Annotated in this window: 21 protein-coding genes; 13 read left to right on the forward strand and 8 right to left on the reverse strand. The window is 71.6% G+C overall.

The features are described from left to right. Positions 1 to 11: 11 nt before the first annotated feature. Together DSC45_RS28205 and DSC45_RS28210 are read right to left on the reverse strand one after the other, a co-directional pair. Positions 12 to 1,082, reverse strand: a complete 1,071-nt coding sequence (locus DSC45_RS28205) for a glycoside hydrolase family 5 protein (RefSeq protein ID WP_119294799.1) — start codon at positions 1,080 to 1,082, stop codon at positions 12 to 14. Positions 1,083 to 1,397: 315 nt separating this feature from the next. Beyond that, complete coding sequence (locus DSC45_RS28210) at positions 1,398 to 2,945, reverse strand: class I adenylate-forming enzyme family protein (protein WP_119294800.1); 1,548 nt, start codon at positions 2,943 to 2,945, stop codon at positions 1,398 to 1,400. A 209-nt stretch (positions 2,946 to 3,154) separates the two neighbouring features. On the opposite strand from DSC45_RS28210, the gene DSC45_RS28215 reads away from it, so the two are divergent. The 4 genes from DSC45_RS28215 (at position 3,155) to DSC45_RS28235 (ending at position 7,357) form a co-directional block, all read left to right on the forward strand. Next, a complete protein-coding gene (locus DSC45_RS28215; RefSeq protein ID WP_119294801.1) occupies positions 3,155 to 4,363 on the forward strand; it encodes an amidohydrolase family protein in 1,209 nt (402 codons plus the stop codon). A gap of 13 nt (positions 4,364 to 4,376) precedes the next feature. Further along, on the forward strand, positions 4,377 to 5,531 hold the full coding sequence (locus tag DSC45_RS28220; RefSeq protein ID WP_119294802.1) for an acyl-CoA dehydrogenase: 1,155 nt from the start codon (positions 4,377 to 4,379) through the stop codon (positions 5,529 to 5,531). Between the two features lie 5 nt (positions 5,532 to 5,536). Further along, complete coding sequence (locus DSC45_RS28225) at positions 5,537 to 6,436, forward strand: acyl-CoA dehydrogenase family protein (protein WP_119294878.1); 900 nt, start codon at positions 5,537 to 5,539, stop codon at positions 6,434 to 6,436. Between the two features lie 465 nt (positions 6,437 to 6,901). After that, positions 6,902 to 7,357 carry an ATP-binding protein gene (locus tag DSC45_RS28235; protein ID WP_119294804.1) on the forward strand — a complete coding sequence of 152 codons (456 nt, stop codon included), beginning with the start codon at positions 6,902 to 6,904 and terminating at the stop codon, positions 7,355 to 7,357. Between the two features lie 430 nt (positions 7,358 to 7,787). Here DSC45_RS28235 and DSC45_RS28240 read toward each other — a convergent pair whose 3' ends face one another. Then, positions 7,788 to 8,714: a cyclase family protein gene (locus tag DSC45_RS28240; protein ID WP_119294805.1), complete on the reverse strand. Its 927-nt coding sequence runs from the start codon at positions 8,712 to 8,714 to the stop codon at positions 7,788 to 7,790. A gap of 117 nt (positions 8,715 to 8,831) precedes the next feature. Here DSC45_RS28240 and DSC45_RS28245 point away from each other — a divergent pair, with 117 nt between their 5' ends. Then, positions 8,832 to 9,743 (forward strand): SDR family NAD(P)-dependent oxidoreductase, encoded by a 912-nt coding sequence (locus tag DSC45_RS28245; RefSeq protein WP_119294806.1) that lies wholly within the window; start codon positions 8,832 to 8,834, stop codon positions 9,741 to 9,743. Positions 9,744 to 9,869: 126 nt separating this feature from the next. Next, a complete protein-coding gene (locus DSC45_RS28250) occupies positions 9,870 to 10,940 on the forward strand; it encodes a Zn-dependent alcohol dehydrogenase (RefSeq protein ID WP_119294807.1) in 1,071 nt (356 codons plus the stop codon). A 144-nt stretch (positions 10,941 to 11,084) separates the two neighbouring features. Here DSC45_RS28250 and DSC45_RS28255 read toward each other — a convergent pair whose 3' ends face one another. The 3 genes from DSC45_RS28255 to DSC45_RS28265 are packed head-to-tail and all read right to left on the reverse strand — an operon-like array spanning position 11,085 to position 12,741. Continuing rightward, positions 11,085 to 11,432 carry a hypothetical protein gene (locus DSC45_RS28255; protein ID WP_119294808.1) on the reverse strand — a complete coding sequence of 116 codons (348 nt, stop codon included), beginning with the start codon at positions 11,430 to 11,432 and terminating at the stop codon, positions 11,085 to 11,087. After that, the gene (locus DSC45_RS28260; protein WP_240434885.1) at positions 11,432 to 12,160 is read right to left on the reverse strand and encodes an Asp23/Gls24 family envelope stress response protein; all 729 of its coding nucleotides are present in this window, start codon (positions 12,158 to 12,160) and stop codon (positions 11,432 to 11,434) included. The genes DSC45_RS28255 and DSC45_RS28260 overlap by 1 nt, the downstream gene beginning before the upstream one ends. After that, positions 12,157 to 12,741, reverse strand: a complete 585-nt coding sequence (locus tag DSC45_RS28265; protein WP_240434886.1) for an RNA polymerase sigma factor — start codon at positions 12,739 to 12,741, stop codon at positions 12,157 to 12,159. The genes DSC45_RS28260 and DSC45_RS28265 overlap by 4 nt, the downstream gene beginning before the upstream one ends. A gap of 335 nt (positions 12,742 to 13,076) precedes the next feature. On the opposite strand from DSC45_RS28265, the gene DSC45_RS28270 reads away from it, so the two are divergent. From DSC45_RS28270 to DSC45_RS28290, 5 genes are all read left to right on the forward strand, one after another. After that, on the forward strand, positions 13,077 to 13,592 hold the full coding sequence (locus tag DSC45_RS28270; protein ID WP_119294809.1) for an Asp23/Gls24 family envelope stress response protein: 516 nt from the start codon (positions 13,077 to 13,079) through the stop codon (positions 13,590 to 13,592). Between the two features lie 76 nt (positions 13,593 to 13,668). Further along, positions 13,669 to 13,863: a hypothetical protein gene (locus tag DSC45_RS28275; protein ID WP_119294810.1), complete on the forward strand. Its 195-nt coding sequence runs from the start codon at positions 13,669 to 13,671 to the stop codon at positions 13,861 to 13,863. Beyond that, entirely contained in the window at positions 13,860 to 14,936 is a 1,077-nt protein-coding gene (locus DSC45_RS28280; protein WP_205571453.1) for a DUF6286 domain-containing protein, read from the forward strand. Before DSC45_RS28275 ends, DSC45_RS28280 begins: the two co-directional genes overlap by 4 nt. Beyond that, positions 14,933 to 15,514 carry a hypothetical protein gene (locus DSC45_RS28285; RefSeq protein ID WP_119294811.1) on the forward strand — a complete coding sequence of 194 codons (582 nt, stop codon included), beginning with the start codon at positions 14,933 to 14,935 and terminating at the stop codon, positions 15,512 to 15,514. Before DSC45_RS28280 ends, DSC45_RS28285 begins: the two co-directional genes overlap by 4 nt. A 106-nt stretch (positions 15,515 to 15,620) precedes the next feature. Continuing rightward, positions 15,621 to 16,403 (forward strand): YihY/virulence factor BrkB family protein, encoded by a 783-nt coding sequence (locus DSC45_RS28290; RefSeq protein WP_240434895.1) that lies wholly within the window; start codon positions 15,621 to 15,623, stop codon positions 16,401 to 16,403. A 39-nt stretch (positions 16,404 to 16,442) separates the two neighbouring features. On the opposite strand, the gene DSC45_RS28295 is transcribed toward DSC45_RS28290, so the two are convergent. Next, positions 16,443 to 17,402: a GlxA family transcriptional regulator gene (locus tag DSC45_RS28295; RefSeq protein ID WP_119294813.1), complete on the reverse strand. Its 960-nt coding sequence runs from the start codon at positions 17,400 to 17,402 to the stop codon at positions 16,443 to 16,445. 170 nt (positions 17,403 to 17,572) lie between these two features. On the opposite strand from DSC45_RS28295, the gene DSC45_RS28300 reads away from it, so the two are divergent. Continuing rightward, complete coding sequence (locus tag DSC45_RS28300; RefSeq protein WP_119294880.1) at positions 17,573 to 18,808, forward strand: MFS transporter; 1,236 nt, start codon at positions 17,573 to 17,575, stop codon at positions 18,806 to 18,808. Between the two features lie 245 nt (positions 18,809 to 19,053). On the opposite strand, the gene DSC45_RS28305 is transcribed toward DSC45_RS28300, so the two are convergent. Next, a complete protein-coding gene (locus tag DSC45_RS28305; protein ID WP_346426684.1) occupies positions 19,054 to 20,511 on the reverse strand; it encodes a MocR-like pyridoxine biosynthesis transcription factor PdxR in 1,458 nt (485 codons plus the stop codon). Positions 20,512 to 20,558: 47 nt separating this feature from the next. On the opposite strand from DSC45_RS28305, the gene DSC45_RS28310 reads away from it, so the two are divergent. Then, positions 20,559 to 21,011 (forward strand): carboxymuconolactone decarboxylase family protein, encoded by a 453-nt coding sequence (locus DSC45_RS28310; protein WP_240434887.1) that lies wholly within the window; start codon positions 20,559 to 20,561, stop codon positions 21,009 to 21,011. Positions 21,012 to 21,102 lie beyond the last annotated feature (91 nt).

A 21,102-nucleotide genomic window follows, 5' to 3' on the forward strand; every position in this document is an offset into this window, starting at 1 on the left:
CCTTGCGCAGATCAGCTCTTGACCCGCTCGCGGATCCAGACGCCCGCCTCCTTGAGGACGTCGGTACCCGCCCACTGGTCACCGGAACAGGTGCCCGGCTCGAAGACCGCCCCGGAGCGGTCGTCGTCGGAGTAGTTCCAGTTGGTCCAGGAGATGCCCTTCTGCTCCATCAGGTCGATGTACTTCTGCGCCATCGCGAAGTCGTTGCCGCCCTCGCCCGCCGAGTCCTGCGTCCCGAACTCCGTGACGAATACGGGGAGTTGATCCGCAGCGCGGGACAGCGTCCGCAAGTACTCGTCGTCGTGCGAGGCCGCGTAGAAGTGGAAGGTGTACATGATGTTGTCGGCCTCGACCGGGTTGTCGACGACCTCCTGTTCGCTCCCGTCCTCGGAGACGCCGAACGACGACCAGGCGCGGGTGCCGACCAGGGCCACGCCGTCCGGGTCGTGTTCGCGGATCACCGGGATGACTTCCTCGGCGTACGACTTGATCCGGTCCCAGGAGACGCCGCTGGGCTCGTTGGCGATCTCGTAGAACACCCCTGGCTGGTCCGCGTACTTGGACGCCATGTCCGTGAAGAACCTCTTCGCCGACTCGGTGTTGGCGTTCGGGTCGCCGGGGTCGAGCTGGTGCCAGTCGATGACGGCGTACATACCGCGGGCGATGGCCTGGTCGACGACGCGCTGGGCGAGCTGGGTGAACTTCTCCGGGTCGGACTCGTAACCGCCCTCCTGGACGTACGTCGAGACCCGCAGGATGTCCGCGTCCCAGTCCTGCGCGAGTGCGTCGAGCGAGCCGTCGGTGAGGCACTGGGAGTACCACTGGGTGCCGTGCGAGCTCATGCCCTTGAGCTGGACCGCCTTGCCGTCCGCGTTGCACAGGTCCTGGCCGCAAACGCTGAGTTGACCGTTGCGGGCCACGGCGGAGCCGGCCGGCGCGGAGGCCTCGGCGGTGCCGCCGCGGTCCTCTTCGGCCCCGGCGCTGAACGGTGCGGTGAGGGCGAACAGGAGCGCGCCGGCGAGGGCGGCGCCGACGGGCACTGTGCCGGAACGGCGCCGGCGAGTGGGGGAGTGCTCGGCCATGGAGGTGTTCCTCCTGATCAAAGTCGTTGCAGGTGGGGGGAGTTGAGGCCGCGCGGGGTGGTCGGGGGTGCCGGGCGCGGCCCGGTGGTGGGGGTGGTGGGGCTGCGCTGTTCCTTGGGGGTGGCGGGAAAGTTAGGGTTCTTTCCCATTGGCGTCAAGAGGTTAGGAAAGTTTCCTTACAGTCGGAGCTTCGGGCTCGTCCGTCCTGAGGCCGAGCCGGGCAGCGGCCGAGCGGAATCCGTGCGCGCGCCATCACCACGACCGAGCCCGCCCACCGGGACCGGTGGGCGGGCTCTTGCTCCGTCTCCTGCGGAGTCAGGAGAACCGGGCGCGCAGCTCGTACTTCAGGACCTTCCGGAGTGCCTCGTTCCGGGGTAGCGCCGGGATCACCTCGAGCCGTTCCGGAAGCTTGTGCACGGACAGGCCCTGCTCCCGCAGGTACGTCGCCACTCCGGCGAGCGTCAACGCCGCGGCCCCGTCCGGCTGTTCCACCACCGCGCAGACCCGCTCCCCGCGCTCCGCGTCCGGAAGCCCGATCACCGCCGCGTCCCCGACGTCCGGATGCTCGTGCAGCAGGTCCTCGATCTCCTTCGCGGAGATGTTCTCGCCCTTGCGGATGATGACGTCCTTGAGGCGCCCGGTCAGGACCAGGTGCCCGGTCGGGGTGAGATGCCCGAGGTCGCCCGTGATCAGGAAGCCGTCCGCGTCGAAGGCCTCCGCGGACTGCACGGGGTCGAGATACCCCTGGCAGACGGCCTCGCCCCGCAGCCGTACCTCGCCGTCCGTGTCCGGCGGGAGCGCGGAGCCGTCGGGGCCGGTGATGCGTATCTCCATGCCGTCCGGCGGCCGGCCCTCCGTGGTGGCGAGGTTGTCGACCGTGTCGTCGGGGGCGCCCATCGTGATCATGGGGACTTCGGTCATGCCGTATCCGTGCGTGAGCTGGACGCCCATCTCCCGTACGACGGCGTGGTAGATCTCCGGCGGTTTCGGCGCTCCGCCGCCCGCGAGCAGGCGCAGCGAAGGGATCACCGGGGTGTCCGGATCCTTCCGCTGCTCGGCGAGGAACATCGAGTAGAACGCCGTGGAGCCGCCCGCGACCGTCGCCCCGTGGCGTCGGTACCCCGCCAGCGCACCGGGCATCGCGAACTTCTCGAAGAGGATGGCAGGGAAGCCGTAGAGCAGCAGCATCACGGTGTAGTCGGGGCCCGCGATATGGGCGAACGGGAAGGCCATCGAGCCGACGTCGGACGCCGAAAGGTGCAGCGCGTGGGCCAGGCAGGAGCCGCCCGCGATCAGTGAACGGTCGGTGTGCAGCACGCCTTTGGGCGCCGAAGTGGTGCCGGAGGTCCAGTAGATCCAGCGCACCGCCGTACCGTCCTCGGGTGGCGGCGGCAGTACGGCGGGGTCGCCGTCGGGCAGCGTGGTGTAGCCGTCGAAGATGCCGCGCGCGCCCAGGCGTTCGGCCATACCGGTGTGGTCGAAGCCGCGCCAGACGCCCGGTGACGCGAAGTGCTCGGCCTTCGACTCCCGCAGCGCGAAACCGACTTCGCGGTCCCGGTAGAACGGGATCAGGGGGGTCTGCACGGCGCCGATCCGCGCCAGCGCCATGGACAGCAGCACGGTCTCGATACGGGTCGGCAGCTGCCAGGCCACCACGGTGCCGGGGCGGATGCCGCGGTCGTGCAGGCCGGCCGCCACTCGCTCGGAGCGGTCCCGCAGGTGCCCGAAGGTGAGCGTGCGGTCCGCCGCCGGGTCGTCCTCGGCCTGGATGAGGACCGGGTCGTCGGGAGTGAGTGCGGCACGCTGGGCGACCAGGTCCCAGAGGGTGGGTGCGCTGCCGAGTCGATACGCGGTGCCGGTCATCGCGAACCTCCTTTACTCCCCGGGTAACTGACGAAGCGTCAGATCGTGTCGAGAGCGTAGGGCGCCGCGCCTTGTCGGTCCAGAGGTCGGGGGCTAGCCTGCTTTCTGACGACCCATCAGGTAAGGCGAGCCTCAGCACCGGTCCACCGGGCCGGAACGCGTCGCGCGCCGCACCGCCGGACACGGCACCGTCAGGTGAGGGGACCCCCATGGAACTGCCTCGGATCATCAGCGTCGACGACCACGTGATCGAGCCCGCACACCTCTTCGACACCTGGCTGCCGAAGAAGTACCGCGACCGCGGACCGAAGCCGCTGACCGCCGGCATCGGCGAACTCGAGTACACCGGCGGCAAGTACGTCATCACCATGGACCCGGACGGTCCGCCCACCGACTGGTGGATCTACGAAGACCTCAGGTTCCCGTACAAGCGGAACATCGCGGCCGTCGGCTTCGACCGCGACGACATGACCCTCGAAGGCATCACGAGGGCCGAGATGCGCCCCGGCTGCTGGGACCCGGCCGAACGCCTCAAGGACATGGACCTCAACCACGTCGAGGCGTCCCTCTGCTTCCCCACCTTCCCGCGATTCTGCGGGCAGACCTTCGCCGAGGCACACGACAAGGAGGTCGCCCTCGCCTGCGTGCGCGCGTACAACGACTGGATGGTCGAGGAGTGGTGCGGCGGCAGCGGCGGCCGGCTCATCCCGCTCTGCATCATCCCCCTCTGGGACATCGACCTCGCCGTCGCGGAGATCAAGCGGAATGCGGCACGGGGTGTGCGGGCGGTCACCTTCTCGGAGATCCCGACCTATCTCGGCCTGCCGTCCATCCACTCCGGGTACTGGGACCCGTTCTTCGCCGTCTGCCAGGAGACCGGGACGGTCGTCAACATGCACATCGGCTCCAGCTCCCAGATGCCGGCCGCATCCCCCGACGCACCCCCCGCCGTCCAGGCCTCGCTGTCCTTCAACAACGCCATGGCCTCGATGATGGACTTCCTCTTCAGCGGTGTCCTGGTCAAGTTCCCGCAGCTCAAACTCGCTTACAGCGAGGGCCAGATGGGCTGGATCCCGTACGCCCTGGAACGCGCCGACGACGTGTGGGAGGAGCACCGCGCCTGGGGCGGCGTCCGCGATCTGATCCCCGAGCCGCCGTCGACGTACTACTACCGGCAGATGTTCTGCTGCTTCTTCCGGGACAAGCACGGGGTCGCGTCCCTCGACGTCGTCGGCCGCGACAACGCCGTCTTCGAGACCGACTACCCGCACGTCGACTCGACCTTCCCGCACACCAAGGAGGTCGCCCTCGACCACGTCAAGGGCCTCGACGACGAGACGGTCTACAAGCTGATGCGCGGCAACGCCATCCGCATGCTCGACCTCGACTTCGACCGCGACCGCGGCGCCGCGAAGTAGCCGGGCGGCCCGCGTGGACCTCGACCACAGCGAGGAAGACGAGGAGTTCCGGGCACGGCTGCGGGAATGGCTGGGCAAGGTTCTGCCCGCCCTCCCGCCCAAGCCGGACCCCACCGACTGGCCCGGCCGCCGCACCTACGACCTCGGCTGGCAGCGGACGCTGTACGACGCCGGATACGCGGGCCTGCACTGGCCGGTGGACGCCGGCGGCCGCGGCGCCACCCCCACCCAGCACCTCATCTACCTGGAGGAGACCGAACGCGCGGGCGCGCCCTACGTGGGCGCCAACTTCGTCGGCCTGCTGCACGCCGGACCCACGATCGCCGCCGAGGGCACCGAGGAACAGCGCCGCCGCTGGCTGCCGCCCGTGCTGCGCGGCGACGAAGTCTGGTGCCAGGGCTTCAGCGAACCGGACGCCGGCTCCGACCTGGCCTCCCTGCGCACCCGCGCGATACGCGACGGCGACCACTACGTCGTCTCCGGCTCCAAGATCTGGACCTCGCACGCCGAGGTCGCCGACTGGTGCGAACTCCTCGTCCGCACCGACCCGTCCGCCCCCAAGCACCGCGGCATCAGCTGGCTCGCCATGCCCATGGACACCCCCGGAATCACGGTGCGCCCACTGCGCACCCTCGCCGGGTCCACCGAATTCGCCGAAGTCTTCCTCGACGACGTACGCATCCCGGTGGCGAACCGCGTCGGCGAGGAGAACGACGGCTGGCGCGTCACCATGGTCACCCTCTCCTTCGAACGCGGCACCGCCTTCGTCGGCGAGGTCGTCGCCTGTCGCCGCACCCTCGGCCGGCTCGCGGCGCGCGCACGGGAGAACGGACGCTGGGACGACGCGGTCCTGCGCCGCCGCCTCGGGAGACTGAGTGCCGAGTTCACCGCCCTGTGGCGCCTCACCCAGTGGAACGTCTCGGAGGCCCAGGCCACCGGCGGCGTCCCCGGCACCGGCGGCTCGGTCTTCAAGCTCCGCTACTCCCACGCCCGCCAGGAACTCTTCGACACCGCTGCCGAAGTACTGGGCCCCGACGCCCTCGACCTCGACGAGGAGTGGACCCTCGACCGGCTCAGCTCGCTGTCGTACACCATCGCCGCCGGCACCTCGCAGATCCAGCAGAACATCGTCGCCGAGCGGGTGCTCGGACTGCCGAAGGGACGGTGACGGACGTGCACTTCCAACTCACCGACGACCAGCGGGCCCTGCGCACCGGGGTGCGGCAGCTGCTCGAGGGCAGGTTCGGGCGGGAAGCGCTGCGGGCCGCCGTGGACGGGGCCGAGCGGCAGGGCGCCCCCGCACTCGACCGGGAGCTGTGGCGGGAGCTCGGCGAGGCCGGGTTCTTCGCGCTACGCCTGCCCGAGGAGGCGGGCGGGGTCGGGCTCGGTCTCCCGGAGGCCGTACTCGCCTTCGAGGAGGCCGGCCGGGTGCTGCTGCCCGGGCCGCTCGTCACCACCGAGCTGGCTGCCGCGACGGTCCCCGGAGCGGCAGCCGGTACGACGGTGGTGACCTGCGCGGACGGCCCCCTGGTGAGCTGGATCGACGCGGCCGACGTGGCACTCGGCTCGACCGCGGGAGCCCGGGCCGTACGCTCCGTCGATCCGCTGACGCCGCTGCACCGAGTGCCCGCGGCCCCCGGCCGGTCCGCACCGCCGCAGGGGCTGCGGTCACCGGCCGGGGTACTGCTCACCGCCGCCGAACAACTGGGCAGTGCGGCGCGCACGTGCGAGCTGGCGGTCCAACACGCCCGGCAGCGCGAGCAGTTCGGCCGCCCCATCGGTTCGTTCCAGGCAGTCAAACACCTGTGTGCCCAGATGCTGGTCCGTACCGAGGTCGCGCGGGCCGCCGTCTACGCGGCCGCGGTGACCGAGGACCCGCTCGAGGCTTCGGGCGCCCGGCTGCTCGCCGACGAGGCGGCGGTACGCGGTGCGCGGGACTGCCTCCAGGTGTGCGGCGGCATGGGCTTCACCTGGGAGTCCGACGTCCACCTGCACCTCAAGCGGGCCTGGCTGCGCACGGAACTGGGGCCTTCCTCGGCCGACGCCGAGGAGGCACTCGCGTCGGCGCTCTGAACCGTACGGACGCGGCCCCGGTGCGAGACGCCCGGGCTCTGACGCGTACCCGACCCCTACCCCGATGATTACTCAGAGCGAGACTTTCGATGGTCGTGCGTTCCGATATCGGGTTGTGTCCTGGAACGCGATCGTCACGGCCCGGAGTCGGGCAACTGCTCCGGTACGCTCCGTGGGGTGCGATCGGTGCTGTGGTTGAGCCGGACCGGAGCTGCCCGAGGGGCCGCCCCGAAGCCCCTGCTGCCCGCCGTTCGAGCGGCGATGGCGCCTCGTACGCCCAGGAGTTCGACACCCCGCGAAGAGCGTCGCACAGTATGCCGCACGCGTACTCCTTCGCGCTGGAATATGCCCGAAGCGCTTGTTGGGGTGACTGTACGTCAACCATGCTGTCTCACAGGGGAGTCACGATGCGTGACTCCGAGGAGACACGAGGCGATGTGTCCGCCGGTTCGGATGGTGTGAGCGGTGCAGGTGCTTCAAGTTCAGACCGAGGTCGCGGCAGACCCCGCGGAGGTGGGGCGCGCCAGACGATGGGCGAGGTCCCGGCTCGCCGGGAGCGGCGTGGCAGCCGACGAGCCGCTGGCGGAGACGCTGGTCCTGATCATCTCGGAACTCGTCACCAACGCCGTGGTGCACACCGGCAGTCCGGCGGTCCTGAGCATCCGGCTCCCCGAGTGTTCCGGCGCCTGTCCGGGGACGGTGCGCGTCGAGGTCACCGACAGCAGCGCCCGCCCGCCGCGGCCCCGGCACGCGGACGGCGAGGAGACCAACGGCCGCGGTCTCGAACTGGTCGAGGGCCTCGCCGACCGCTGGGGCTGGCAGCAGGAGAGCGGCGGCAAGCAGATCTGGTGCGAGCTCGACCACTGTGTGGCGGGCGTGGAGGCCGTGCCTTCCGGCGAGGCGGTCGCGTTTCCCGCCTGAACGGGCGGGCGCGGCAGCGTCGCATCACCGGAGTGGGTGTTGACGCGAGGTGTCCGATTGATCACCCTTGTGTCAGCGGAACCGCCGCGAGGGGATGCCGAGGGCGCCGGCTGGACGACTTGGCAAGTGCGGTACGCCACCGGCGACCGGTCCCCTCCAGCGGGACACGAACGCCGGAGCGGGTGGCGGCGCCGGATGCCGCGCTCGGGGCGCCATCGGTGCGCCGCCGCCCGGCCGTTCGCACGGGGGTCGTTTCGCAAGGGTTGTTTCGCACGGGAGCCGTTTCGTACGGGCCGCTCTCGTCGGATCCGCCGGCCGGGGACCTCGGCATCGATGCCGACTGCGGGCAGAGCTCTTCCGGCCCGGGGGGCGAACCGGCCGACTGCTGCAGCGAGTTCGCATCCGTCGAGGGCCTGCGCCCGGGCTTCCGTCAGAGGATGGCGACCGGGGCCACCGGGGTGCCTGTGCCGCCCACTACGGGCTCGGGCATCGCGGTGAGGAGGAAGGTGTGGCGTGATTCTTGTGCACAGGCTGTGGACAGGGTTTCGAGGTTGAAGTTCTGGCCCTGGAGCATGCCCATCTCGACGAGGTGGAGGGCGTGGACCGGGAGCCAGAGGTTGTCGATCTCCGGGGGGAAGATCTCGAAGGTGAGGGTGTCGTTCGCCACGGCGGCGACGTCGCGGGCGTGGAACCACTCCGGAGTGCGTACCGAGAGTCCGGGGGACGGGTAGCCGTAGGCGTGGTGGTCGCCGGCCAGGCTCACTCGGAGTTGGCCCGTGCGTACGAGGACGATGTCGCCCGCGCGCACCGTCAGCCGGCCGAACTCCGCCGCCTCGTCGAGGTCTTCGGGGGTCACGGCGTGGTTGCTCGGCAGTCGTTCGACGCCCTTGGCGCGGGCCACGTCGAGGAGGACGCCGCGCGAGACCAGGTGCGGGATCTTGTCGATGCCGCTGAACTCGGCGCCGTGGTGTGCGTTGACGGACGAGGCGGGGCGGCCGTTGTAGATCCGGCCCGAGTGTGAGGCGTGGGGCAGGGCGTCCCAGTGGGTGGCGGACTGCAGTCCCATCGTGACGATGTCGTCGCTGCAGGCCACCGTGTCCGGGCCGAAGATCTCCTGGTTGATCTGCACCATCGCGTGGACGGGATTGATGCGGCCGGGGATGACTCCGGTCTGGATGCCGTCCTGGCGCAGCGGGAGGGCGAGCGGGATGCGCCGGCCGGACGTGACGGTCGCGGCGGCGGCGCGGACCACCTCGTCGGTGATGAGGTTCAGGGTGCCGATCTCGTCGTCGGTGCCCCAACGGCCCCAGTTGTTCACGCGTTCGGCGATGTCGTGGAACTCGGCGGGCAGGGCCATGGCGCGCTCCTCGCTTCGGTCAAGTCGGGGATCGGGTTTGCTCCGCGGCCTTGTGCTCGTACGACCGGTGCCCCATAGAATCTAACGGTCCGTCAGAAACCGCGGGAAGGGGCCGGCATGGGGAACTTCTTGGCAGGCAAGGCAGTCGCCGTCACAGGCGCCGGGCGCGGAATCGGGCGGGCCGTCGCGCTCGCCGCGGCGGCCGAGGGCGCCAAGGTCGTCGTGAACGACTACGGGGTGCCGGTCGGCGGCGGCGAACCCGCGAGCGAGATCGCCGCATCGGTGGTCAAGGAGATCGAGGCGGCGGGTGGTGAGGCTGTCGCGGTCGCCGACGACATCTCCACGATGGCCGGCGGACAGCGCATCGTCGACACCGCGCTCGCCCGGTACGGCAGGATCGACGGAGTCGTCTGCGTCGCCGGGATCCTGCGCGAGCGGATGCTGTTCAACATGTCGGAGGACGAGTGGGACCCCGTGGTCGCCACCCACCTCAAGGGGACGTTCACGGTCTTCCGCGCCGCGTCGGCCGTCATGCGCAAGCAGGGCTCCGGCACGCTGATCGGCTTCACCAGCGGCAACCATCAGGGCAGCGTCGCCCAGGCCAACTACTCGGCCGCCAAGGGCGGCATCATCTCGCTGGTCCGCAGCGCGGCACTCGGCCTGCACAAGTACGGAGTGACGGCGAACGCCGTCGCGCCCGTGGCCCGTACCCGGATGTCCGCCGACGTGCCCATGGAACTCAAGGAGATCGGCGAACCCGAGGACGTCGCGGCGCTCGTCACGTACCTGCTCAGCGAGCGGGCGCGCGCCGAGCGGATCACCGGGCAGGTCTACACGATCGCCGGGCCCAAGATCGCGGTCTGGGCGCAGCCCCGCGAACTGCGCGCGGGTTACGCGGAGGAGCCCTGGACTCCGGAGCGGATCGCCGACTTCCTGCCCGGCACGGTCGGTACGGACCCGATGCCGCTGCTCGAACAGGTGGCGGCGATGGCGAAGGCGGCGGCTGCGAAGGCCCGGCCCAACTCTTAGGCACGACAAGCCGGTTGGGGATTGCGTGAACGGCTTCGGGTGCGTCCGGAGCCGGCGGTGGCCGGTCGTGAGCCGTCGCCCGGGAGCCGGGCGCGGAGCCGTTGGAGGAGCCGGAGGAGGCGTCCGATGCGCGGAGTGGTGTTCGACGGGAAAGAGGTCCAGGTCGTCGACGACCTGGAGGTACGTGAGCCGGGGCCCGGTGAGGTGCTTGTCGCCATCGCCGCGGCCGGGCTCTGCCACAGCGATCTGTCCGTGGTGGACGGGACGATCCCGTTCCCGGCGCCGGTCGTGCTCGGGCACGAGGGCGCGGGGGTGGTCGAGGCCGTCGGTGAGGGTGTGGGGCATGTCGTGCCGGGTGACCACGTCGCGCTGTCCACGCTCGCCAACTGCGGTGCCTGCGCGCAGTGCGACCGGGGGCGCCCGACGATGTGCCGGAAGGCGATCGGGCGGCCGGGGCGGCCTTTCACGCGGGGCGGCGAGCCGGTGTACCAGTTCGCGGCGAACTCGGCGTTCGCCGAGCGCACGGTCGTCAAGGCCGTACAGGCGGTCAAGATCCCGCCGGAGGTCCCGCTGACCTCCGCAGCGCTCATCGGCTGCGCGGTGCTGACCGGGGTCGGGGCGGTACTCAACCGGGCCCGGGTCGACCGCGGGGACACCGTCGTCGTGATCGGCGCCGGCGGCATCGGGCTCAATGTTCTCCAAGGGGCGCGGATCGCCGGGGCGTTGACGATCGTCGCCGTCGATGCGAACCCTGACAAGGAGGCGGTGGCACGGCAGTTCGGCGCGACGCACTTCGTCGATGCGAGTGCGGTGGGCGGGGGTGTCCCGGACGCGGTGCGGGCGGTCCTCCCCGACGGCGCCGACCATGTCTTCGAGTGCGTGGGCAGTACGGCGCTGGTGCGGCAGGCCGTCGATCTGCTGGGGCGGCGGGGGCAGGCGGTGTTGCTCGGGATGCCGGCGCCCGATGCGGAGGCGAGTTTTCTGCCGGCGGGGTTGTTCCTGGACAAGTCCATTCTGGGGTGCCGGTACGGGGCTGCTCGGCCGCAGCGGGATGTGGGGCTGTATGCGGCGTTGTACCTGTCGGGCCGGTTGTTGCTCGACGAGCTCGTCACGCGGACGTACGAGGTGTCGGACTTCGGGCGGGCCGTCGACGACGCGCGGGCCGGACGGCTGTCTCGGGGGGTCTTGACGTTTTGACCGTGCCGGTCGGGGGGCTCGGTCGGGCGGGCAGGCGTGGGCGGACGGAACGGCCGGGGCGGAACGGCCGGGCGGGCTCGTGCGCAGAGCAAGGCGAGTCCGGACGCGGCGTTCGTTCGTGGCCGGGCGATGCGCTGTCGCCGCTCAGACCAACCCCGTCACCGTCACCGTGATCCGTGCCTGCCCCGCCTGGGCCGGAGCGACGGATCTCAGATGGTCGGCGACTGCTGTGCGGGTCGCGCGGGCCACGTCGACGGTGCGGGTGCGGGCGCGGGCGACGAGGTGGATCTCGATGTGCCAGGCACCAAAGTCGTCGGCCGGCCGGGTCAGACGTACGCCCGCGGGGGCACCCTGCGCCGTCGCCGGCGGGCGGGCGAGTGCCGTCCGCAGCCGGCCGGCGAGGTCCGGCTTGAGGAAGGCGACGCCCGGTACGTCGGCCACGGCGCGGGCGATGTCCTCGGACAGGCCCCGGGGATCGGTCTCCTGCGGCATCAGTCCTCGCCCTCCTGCGCATGTTCCGTACCGGCCGCGCCGGCAAGGCCGGCCACGTCAGCCACCTCAGCCAAGTCGACCGCGTCAGCCAAGTCGACCACCTCGGCCAAGTCGGCCGCGTCACCCGAGTCGGCCGGTTCGTCGACGAGGTCCGTGATGCGGATGTCCACCGCCGAGACCTCCATGCCCAGTGCGCCGTCCATCGCCTCCCGGACCCGGGTCCTGACCTCGTCGGCCAGTGCGGGAAGGCGGGCCTGCGACGGGGCGTGGATCTCGAGACGGAGTTCGACCGTGCCGCCGTCCGCACCGTCCCCCGGTACCGGCCGCAGCCGGCAGGATCCGGCCCGCACTCCGGGCACGGTCTCGGCGGCGGCCCGCAGGGACCGGGCGGCGACCGACTCCATGATCCACAGATCCTCGTCCGGCTCACCCAGCGGAAGCGGGCGGCCCGGGCGCAGTTCGAGGCGTACGACATCCATCACGCGCCGGACGATCGTCGAACTGTCGTAGGGCGCCTCGTCCGCGCCCTCCTCCCGCAGCGAGCGGACAGCTGAGCCCAGCCGTTCGAGGTCCTCGACGGCCTGCCGGCAGTACGGGCACGTGTCCAGATGGGTGTCCTCGGTCCGGTCCTCCCAGGCCTCGGACACCTCGGAGAGCAGCCGCCCGCACGGCAGCCGCTCGTCGTCGCTGCCCCCGTACGGGTCGGGCGGGTCGGTGTGAGCCGTCATCGCCAAGCCCCCATTGCTTGTGTCAGGCAGCGTCGTGCGCGGAACACCCGGGCCCGGACAGCCTCCTGGCTGATCCCGACCGTGGCCGCGATGAATTCGTAGGAACGACCGTCCAGTTCGCGCAACACCCAGCACGTCCGCTGCTCGGCCGACAGGAGACCGAGCGCTTCGCGCAGATCGCGCACCGCGTCACGGGACTCGGCGATACGGGCCGGGGACACGGTGTGCTCGGGCGCGGCCACCTCGGCGGCCGTCTCGAGCGATGCCACGGGCTTGCGGGCGCGCAGGATGTTCAGGCAGCGGTTGGTGACGATGCGGTACGTCCAGGTGGCGAAGGACGCCCGGCCGTGGAACTCGGGCAGCCGCCGCCAGGCACTGATGAACGCCTCCTGCACCGCGTCCTCCGCCTCCGTCCGGGTGCCGAGCAGCCGTGTGGCGAGGCGGAGCAGCATCGGAGCATGGCGTTGCACCAGCGCCGCGAAGGCGTCCTCGTCACCCTCCGCGGCCCGGACCGCGAGCAGGGCGTCGTCGGCTTCGCCCCCGCCGTCCGGTGGTGCGGTCTGATTGCGGGCCCCCGCCACTGCGCGGCTCCTCTCGTCCTGTCCTGCTGCTTGGACACGGTCCCGGCGCGTCTGTGACGCACTGCTTCGCCGCCGTGTACGGAAGATCGTCCGGGGCATGCGGTCGGTGCGGGACCCGGCGCCGTAGCGGGTGCGGGACGGGGCGTACCGCACCGGAAAGCTACTGCATCCCGCCGCGGCCGCGTCGAGCGACGGCAGGCTCCTCGCGGCCCGCGGCGGGAGGTCCTTCGTCGTCCGGCGTGGACAAGTTCTTCGCGATCAGGCGTAACGGAGCCGTCGGAACCGGGTCTATCGCAGTGAGAGCAACTGACCGGCTACGGAAAGAAGGACGCGCGATGAGCACGAGCACCGGCACGCAGACGGCACCGACCGCCAAGGAAGCCTCCGCACCGCAGCGGACCGGTCAGCCGGCACAGACGACCGCGGTCTCCGGGGGTGCGACCGGCGCCGACCAGCCCGCCGCGAACCGCGGCAAGACCTCCATCGCCGACGTCGTGGTCGTGAAGGTCTCCGGCATGGCGGCCCGCGAGATCCCCGGCGTGTACGACATGGGCGGCGGCCTCTCCCGCACCATCGGCGCGGTGCGCGACCGGGTGCCCGGAGGCCGGCCGAACGTGGGACGCGGCGTGAAGGTCGAGGTCGGCGAGCGGCAGACCGCCATCGATCTCGACCTGGTGGTGGAGTACGGCGTGGCGATCACCGACGTGGCGCGCGACGTACGGGAGAACGTCATCGCGGCGGTGGAGCGGATCACGGGCCTCGAGGTGGTCGAGGTGAACGTCACGATCAACGACGTGCACCTGCCCGAGGACGACGCCGAGGAGCAGGGCGGTGACACCCGCGTCGAGTGACCGTCCGACCGAGTACTGATGTCGGGGACCGTGGGCCGGTGTCCCGAGTGGCACCGGCGAGGAGAGGACCGCAGTCGTGGTGAACCGGGGATTCGTCGTCGGGATGATCGCAGGTATGGCGCTGGCCTTCGCGGCGTATTTCGGGGGCTTCGGTGCGTTCTTGCTGGTGGCCGCGCTCGGTGGCCTGGGAGGTATGGCGGGCCACTGGCTCGACGGCGGCGGACGGTTGCAGGACCTGCGTGACGCCTACGCGCGCGGTGGTCGTCGATGACGACGGCGGCCGACCGGGGCACCACGGTCGTGTCCGACCGGGCGGTGCGCCGGATCGCCGAGCGGGCGGCCACGGAGCCGGCGGCCCCGGAGACGGGTTCCCGCGTCCGGGCCGGGACCGCGAAGGGCTCGGCGAGCGTGCACGGACGGCGGGCCGACGTCGCCGTCGAGGTCGCCCTGCCGTATCCGACGGGCGTCCACGAGGCGGCGCGCGAACTGCAGGCCCATGTGACGCGGCGTACACGGGAGTTGACGGGCCTCGACATCCGCAGGGCGCGCGTCGGCGTCACCGCGCTGCTGCCGGGCGTGCGCTCCGGTGAGCCCGCCGTCGAGGCTTCCCGTGCGGACGAGGCGGCGGTCGCGTCCCGTACGCCTCTGCGGTGGTGGTCCCGGCGCAGCGGACCCATGGTGCTGCTCACCCTGATGGCGGCCGTGGTGTGCGGAGCGGCGGCTTACGACCTGCTGCGTGTGCACGTCGGCCACCGTCCGCCCGCGGCCTGGCGCACGGACACCCTGGACTGGCTGGCACAGCACGGGCCCGGCGACCCGGTGGCCGTCGCCGGGGCCGCCCTGCTCGTCGCCCTCGGCATCGCGATGATCCTCCTCGCCGTCACCCCCGGCTGCCGGAGCCTGCTCACCCTCGGCCCGCCGAGGGACCCTTCGCCGTCGGCCTCCCCGCCGTCCGCCGCGTTCCGTGCGGCCATGGACCGTAGCGCCGTATCGCTGCTGGTCAGAGATGCGGTGGGGGATGTGTCGGGCGTCGGTCCCGTGCGTGTACGGGTGGGCCGCCGCCGGGTCGCCGTCCGCGCCCGACTGGACTTCGGCGAACCGGCCGCGGCCCGGCAGCAGATCACCCGGGCGGCGCGCGCGGCCCTGGACAGCTGCTGCCTGCGCCGCCCACCGAGGCTTCGCGTACGGGTCCGCGCCGCGCCGCACCCCATCCCGGGGCCTCGGACGGACAGCGGAGCCCCGGACCCGCGGAGGGACAGCGATACCCCGGACCGAACCCCCTGCGCCGAGTCAGCCGCAACGGAGTCGGCAGCCCCGGGATCCGAAGGAGCGAGTCACCCATGACACGAGGCCGCACCGTCCTCAACCGGCTCACGCTCGGAGCGACCGGCCTCGTCCTCCTCACGGCCGGCGGCTGGCTGGCCCTGGCCCGGACGACCTGGGTGCCGGGCCTGCCGGGCGCACGCACCCCCGGCGGCGAGTACGGCACCTTCGTCGACCCGGCACAGCTGGCGGCGGTACGGGACCGCACCTGGTGGACCCCCGTGGTCGTCACGGTCTCGGTCCTCGCGACCGTCCTGCTCGCCGTCTGGTGCGCGCGGCAACTCGGCAGCGGCTTCCGCCGCCGGATCGAACTCGCCGCCCCCGGCGCGGACTTGCGTACCAGAGCCCTGGAGAGCGCCATGACCGAGCACGCGGAGGACCTCGACGGTGTCTCCCACTGCCGTGCCCGCGTACGGGTACGGCGGGCACGCCTCGACGTGATCCTGCGCGTACGACTGCGGCCCGACACCGGACCCGCGACCGTACTGCCGGGCCTGACCGCACTCGCCTCCACCACGGAGGCCTCGCTCGCGCCGCACCGCGTCCGCACCCGGGTCCGCTTCGCCACCCGCTCGCACCGCAGGCCGCATGTCCGCTGAACGCCACCCGGCGGCCCCGCGCCTGCGGTCCGCCCTCGCCTCGGTACGGACCGGCGGTGCGCTGCCCCGCGGCTGGCGCACCGCCCTGGTCCGTACGCCGCGTTCCATGTGGCGCGACGACGTGTCCGACCAGGCCGCCGCCCTCACGTACTACGCGATCCTTGCCGTACTGCCGGCCCTGCTGGTCACGGCCACCGCGTTCAGCCTGATCGGACCGGACACGGCGGAGAGTTTCATCGCCCATGTCACCGCCTACGCGCCGGGCCAGTCGGGCAGCCAGATCCACGACGCGCTGGCGCGGACCATGCGGGACGGGGCCGCGGCCTGGCTGCTGCTGAGCGTCGGCACGGTCAGCGCGCTCTGGTCGGCGTCCAGCTATCTCGCCGTGTTCCGGCGGACGCTGCACCGCATGCACCGGGTAGCCGACCGCCGCTCGCCGTGGCACAAGGCCCACCGCATCCTGCTGACCGCGCTGGCGCTGCTCGGCCTGTTCGTCTTCGCCGCACTCGTCCTGCTGATGACCGGACCCTTCGCCGAGAGCCTGGGCGACTACCTCGGCCTCGGCACGATGGCGGCATGGACGTGGAGCCTGCTGCGCTGGCCCCTGCTGGCCGGAGTCGTGGCCCTGCTCGTCGTCATGGTCTTCCACACCGGCCCTTCGTCGGCACGCCTGCGCCGGCGCAGCGTCCCCGGCGGCGTGCTGGCGGCCGCACTGTGGCTCGCGGTCTCGGCGGGCTTCGCCCTGTACACCTCGACACTGAGCGACTACAGCAGGCTCTACGGCTCCCTGGCAGGCGTCGTCGTCTTCCTCATCTGGCTGTGGCTGTCCAACCTGGCCCTGCTCACCGGGGCCCAGTTCACCGCGGAACTGAGCGCACTGGAAGCGTGACGGCCAGGTCGCCGGCCGCCGACCGCGTTTGATCCACCGTCAGCGGAACGTCCGTCGATACGTGCTGGGGCTGACCCCCAGTGCCTTGTGGACATGGGCGCGCAGGGACTGGGCCGTGGCGAAGCCGGCGTCGTGGGCGATGGTTTCGATGGGGAGGTCCGTGGATTCCAGGAGGTGCCGGGCGCGCTGGACGCGCTGGTGGGTCAGCCATTCGCCGGGGGAGAGGCCGACTTCCTCGCGGAAGCGGCGGGTGAAGGTGCGCACCGACATCGACTGGCGCGCGGCGAGGTCGCGCAGCGAGAGAGGCTCGTGGAGGCGGGAGAGCGCCCATGCGCGGGCGCGGGCGGTGGAGGTGATCCCCGGTTCGGGTACGGGGCGTTCGATGTACTGGGCCTGCCCGCCGTCCCGGTGCGGTGGGACGACGGTACGGCGGGCCACGTCGTTGGCGATCCCCGAGCCGTGGTCGCGGCGCACGATGTGCAGGCACAGGTCGATGCCGGCGGCGACGCCCGCCGAGGTCAGGACGTCACCGTCGTCGATGAACAGCACGTCCGCGTCGACCCGTACGGCCGGGAAGAGCTGCTGGAAATGGTCGGCCGAGGCCCAATGCGTGGTCGCGGGCCGGCCGTCCAGGAGGCCCGCCGCGGCGAGGACGTAGCCGCCGGTGCAGATGGAGACCATCCGGGTTCCGGGGCGTACGAGGGCGAGCGAGGACTCGAGCGCGTCGGTCAGGCGCCCCTGCGTGAAGACCGGGCCCAGTTCGTACGAGGCGGGGATCACGACCGTGTCGGCGCGGGCCAGCTCCTCGGGGCCGTTCTCCACCAGCACCGAGAAATCGGCGTCCGTGCGGACCGGACCCGGGGGCCGTACCGAACAGGTGGTGATCGTGTACAGCGGCTCGCCGGCGGGGGATCTGGCGCGGCCGAAGACGCGCTGCGGGATGCCCAGCTCGAAGGGGAGGCAGCCGTCCAGTGCGAGCACGGTCACACGATGCGTCATGGCCCGATCCTAGCGAACCATGTCGCTCGGGCCACTCGTACCGGAAGGTCGCAGGCGGCAGGCTTCCTTCCGTGACTCAGACAACCTCGGGGCCCGACGACACCGTTCCGGCGACGGAGCAGCCCGGCACGCCGCACCCCGGCGCACCGCAGCGTCGCCGCGCTCCCCGGATCCACCGCGCCTGGTTCGTCGCCGCCGTGGCGTTCGTGACGATCATCGGGGCGGCCGCGTTCCGGTCGCTGCCCGGCCTGCTCATCGATCCGCTGCACCAGGAGTTCGACTGGTCACGCGGCACGATCGGCTTCGCCGTCTCGGTGAACCTGGCGCTCTACGGCCTCACCGCACCCTTCGCGGCGGCCCTGATGGACCGTTTCGGCATCCGGCGCGTGGTGGCCGTCGCGCTCACCCTGATCTCCGTCGGTTCGCTGCTGACCGTATGGATGACGGCCGCCTGGCAGCTGATCCTCTACTGGGGCCTGCTCGTCGGGCTCGGCTCCGGATCGCTGGCCCTCGCGTTCGCCGCGACGGTCACCAACCGCTGGTTCACCGAGCGCCGCGGCCTGGTCACCGGCATCCTCACCGCCGCCAGCGCCTCCGGCCAGCTGGTCTTCCTGCCGCTGCTGTCCTGGCTCGTCGAACGGCACGACTGGCGCCCGGCCGCCGTCACCGTCGCCCTGTCCGCCCTCATCGTGGTGCCCTTCGTCTGGCTGCTGCTGCGCGACCACCCGGCGGACGTCGGCCTCGCTCCCTACGGGGCCACCGAGTACGTGCCGAAACCGCCTCCTGTGCGAGGGGCCGCCACGCGCGCGTTGCGAGTGCTTTTCTCAGCCGCTCGTACGGGTCCCTTCTGGCTGCTCGCCGGAACGTTCGCGATCTGCGGCGCGTCGACCAACGGCCTGATCCAGACCCATTTCGTGCCGGCCGCCCACGACCACGGCATGCCCGTCACGGCCGCCGCCTCGCTGCTCGCCGTGATCGGCGTCTTCGACGTGATCGGGACGATCGCCTCCGGCTGGTTCACGGACCGCTTCGACGCCCGGCGCCTGCTCGCCACCTACTACGCACTGCGCGGCGTCTCCCTGCTCTTCCTGCCGATGCTGCTCGCACCGGGCGTGAACCCGCCGATGGTCTTCTTCATCGTCTTCTACGGCCTGGACTGGGTCGCCACCGTGCCGCCCACGATGGCCCTGTGCCGCGCGCACTACGGCGAGGACAGTGCCATCGTCTTCGGCTGGGTCCTCGCCTCGCACCAGGTGGGCGCGGCCCTCGTCGCCTTCCTCGGTGGCGTGGCCCGTGACGTCTTCGGCACGTACGACGTCGTCTGGTACGCCTCGGGCGCCCTGTGCGCGGCAGCGGCGCTGATGGCCCTGGTGATCCGCAAGGGGAGGGCGCCGGCTGCGGCGTGAGCGCGTCGGCGCGCCCACCGGATCGCGGACTCGCACGCGGGCCGGCGTACGGATTCACGTACGGAACGACCAGTGACTTCGTGTGGCTGTACGGGAGTTGGATGGTGGTCGGAGGTGGGCCATGTCCGCGACTCCGAGACCCCGGACTGCTCTCGCCTCGCCTCGCCGTGCCTCCCGACGTGCGGATCGATTTCCTCAACTGCGTTCGGAGCAAATGAATGTGATGGGGAGTCATGCGAGGTGGGTCATTGCGGCTCCGGCATGGCCAGGCACAGCGCGTCGAGGGCGTTGGTGAAGGCGTGCTCGGGTGGTGTGCCGTAGCCGATGACCAGGCCGTCGCGCGGGGGTGTGGTGCTGTCGGGGTGCCGGTAGGGGCCAAGGCCGTCGAGCGCGAGGTCCTGTCGGCGGGCCGCACGTAGTGCGAACTCCTCGGTGTCGGGGGGAAGTTCGAGGACGGCGTGCAGTCCGGCGGCGATCCCTGTCACCCGGATGTGCGGAACCCGTTCGGCGAGCGTCGCCGTGAGCAGGTCCCGCCGGCGTCGATAGATCCGGCGCATCCGCCGCACATGGCGGTCGTAGGCGCCGACGGTCAGGAAGTCCGCGAGGGTCAGCTGGTCCATCACCCCGGACCACGTCTCGCGTTCGCCCTTGGCCTCCACGGCCCGGTCGGCGAGGCGGCGGGGCAACACCATCCAGCCCAGCCGGAACGCGGGGGACAGGCTCTTGCTGACGGACCCGAAATAGACCACCCGGTCGGGGTCCAGGCCCTGGACCGCGCCCACCGGTTCACGGTCGTAGCGGAACTCGCCGTCGTAGTCGTCCTCGAGCACCAGGCCACCGGTCGAGCGGGCCCAGTCGACGACGGCCGCACGCCGCTCGCGGTGCAGCGGTCCGCCGGTGGGGTACTGGTGCGCGGGCGTGAGCAGGACGCCGGACACGGCGGATGTCAGGTCGCCCACCAGGGCGCCCCGGCCGTCGACGGGCAGCGGTACCGTCGCCAGTCCGGCCGACTCCACGAGGGAGCGGTGGTGGGCGAGCCCGTACTCCTCGACGGCCAGGGTGCCGTGCAGGAGCCCGCAGAGCAGTCGCAGCCCGTGGGCGAAGCCCGCGCAGATCACGATCCGGTCGGGCTCGGTGCGTACTCCGCGCGCTCGGGCCAGATACTCGGCCAGCGCCCGGCGCAGTTCCGGGCGGCCGCGCGGGTCCGCCACTCCGAAGGCTTCACTGGGGGCGGAGTTCAGGGCGCGCCGGGCCGACGCGCCCCAGTCCGTGCGCGGGAAGGCGGCCGCGTCCGGGGAGCTGGGCTTCAGGTCGTGCAGGATTCGGCGGCGCGTCCGTCGTGCCGGTGCGGATGTCGGGTCGGGCTCCAGAGGTACGGCACGGTTCGCCACCCGGGTGCCGGAGCCCTGTCGGGAGGTGAGCCAACCCTCCTCCACCAACTCGGCGTAGGCGTGGGCCACCGTGTTGCGGGCGATGCCCAAGTCGGCGGAGAGCGTGCGGTACGGCGGGAGGCGGGTGCCGGGCGTCAGCCTGCCGGACCGGACGGCTTCTCGCAGGGCGCGCATGAGGCGGGCCCGTACGTTTCCTTCGCCCGTCAGGTCCAGGTGGAGGTCGCTGCCTGTGCCGGGGTCCGCGTCCGGAGCGGAGTCGGACGGCGACGGGACGGCGCCGTGCCGGCGTGAATTGACCCATGAAGACTCCATGGAAATGCACCATACTGTGGGTCGATTCGGATCCTAGAGTCGCTGTCATGACAACGATCCAGGTGCCCGAGCGCATGAACTTCTCCCAGACCGCCCCGAAGGTCTTCAAGTCGGTCCTTGCCCTGGACGCCGCCGCGCGGCAGGGCCTCGACCCGTCCCTCGTCGAACTCGTCCAGATCCGCGCCTCCCAGATCAACAAGTGCGCGTACTGCATCGGTTACCACGCCGGTGACGCCCGCCGGGCGGGCGAGAGCGAAGAGCGGATCCATCAGCTCAGTGCCTGGCACGAGTCCAGCCTCTACACGGCCGAGGAGCGAGCCGCCCTCGCTCTCACCGAGGCCGTCACGCTGCTGCCCGAAGGCGTCACGGACGAGGTCTACGCGGGGGCCGAGAAGCAGTTCGGGGAGCAGCTCCTCGCCCAGCTGATCGCCCTCATCTTCACCGTCAACGCCTGGAACCGGATGAACGTGACGACCCGGAAGACGCCCGGCACCGCTTAGGTCATGGGCTGCTACGGGCTACGGGCTACGGGCTACGGGCCACGGGTGCGGGCAGCGGGCGACGGGCTCGGCAGGGCGCTTCGTGTCAGGA

This window comes from Streptomyces sp. YIM 130001, from assembly GCF_003574445.1.
Classification (GTDB): Bacteria; Actinomycetota; Actinomycetes; order Streptomycetales; family Streptomycetaceae; genus Streptomyces.

Excerpts from the sequence above, each read along its gene's own strand:
- DSC45_RS28260 (WP_240434885.1), bottom strand. The coding sequence starts at position 12,160 with ATGACGGCTCACACCGACCCGCCCGACCCGTACGGGGGCAGCGACGAC.
- DSC45_RS28295 (WP_119294813.1), bottom strand. The coding sequence starts at position 17,402 with ATGACGCATCGTGTGACCGTGCTCGCACTGGACGGCTGCCTCCCCTTC.
- DSC45_RS28255 (WP_119294808.1), bottom strand. The coding sequence starts at position 11,432 with ATGCCGCAGGAGACCGATCCCCGGGGCCTGTCCGAGGACATCGCCCGC.
- DSC45_RS28285 (WP_119294811.1), top strand. The coding sequence starts at position 14,933 with ATGACACGAGGCCGCACCGTCCTCAACCGGCTCACGCTCGGAGCGACC.
- DSC45_RS28280 (WP_205571453.1), top strand. The coding sequence starts at position 13,860 with ATGACGACGGCGGCCGACCGGGGCACCACGGTCGTGTCCGACCGGGCG.
- DSC45_RS28250 (WP_119294807.1), top strand. The coding sequence starts at position 9,870 with ATGCGCGGAGTGGTGTTCGACGGGAAAGAGGTCCAGGTCGTCGACGAC.
- DSC45_RS28245 (WP_119294806.1), top strand. The coding sequence starts at position 8,832 with ATGGGGAACTTCTTGGCAGGCAAGGCAGTCGCCGTCACAGGCGCCGGG.
- DSC45_RS28310 (WP_240434887.1), top strand. The coding sequence starts at position 20,559 with ATGACAACGATCCAGGTGCCCGAGCGCATGAACTTCTCCCAGACCGCC.
- DSC45_RS28290 (WP_240434895.1), top strand. The coding sequence starts at position 15,621 with ATGTGGCGCGACGACGTGTCCGACCAGGCCGCCGCCCTCACGTACTAC.
- DSC45_RS28205 (WP_119294799.1), bottom strand. The coding sequence starts at position 1,082 with ATGGCCGAGCACTCCCCCACTCGCCGGCGCCGTTCCGGCACAGTGCCC.
- DSC45_RS28305 (WP_346426684.1), bottom strand. The coding sequence starts at position 20,511 with ATGGAGTCTTCATGGGTCAATTCACGCCGGCACGGCGCCGTCCCGTCG.
- DSC45_RS28210 (WP_119294800.1), bottom strand. The coding sequence starts at position 2,945 with ATGACCGGCACCGCGTATCGACTCGGCAGCGCACCCACCCTCTGGGAC.
- DSC45_RS28270 (WP_119294809.1), top strand. The coding sequence starts at position 13,077 with ATGAGCACGAGCACCGGCACGCAGACGGCACCGACCGCCAAGGAAGCC.
- DSC45_RS28240 (WP_119294805.1), bottom strand. The coding sequence starts at position 8,714 with ATGGCCCTGCCCGCCGAGTTCCACGACATCGCCGAACGCGTGAACAAC.
- DSC45_RS28215 (WP_119294801.1), top strand. The coding sequence starts at position 3,155 with ATGGAACTGCCTCGGATCATCAGCGTCGACGACCACGTGATCGAGCCC.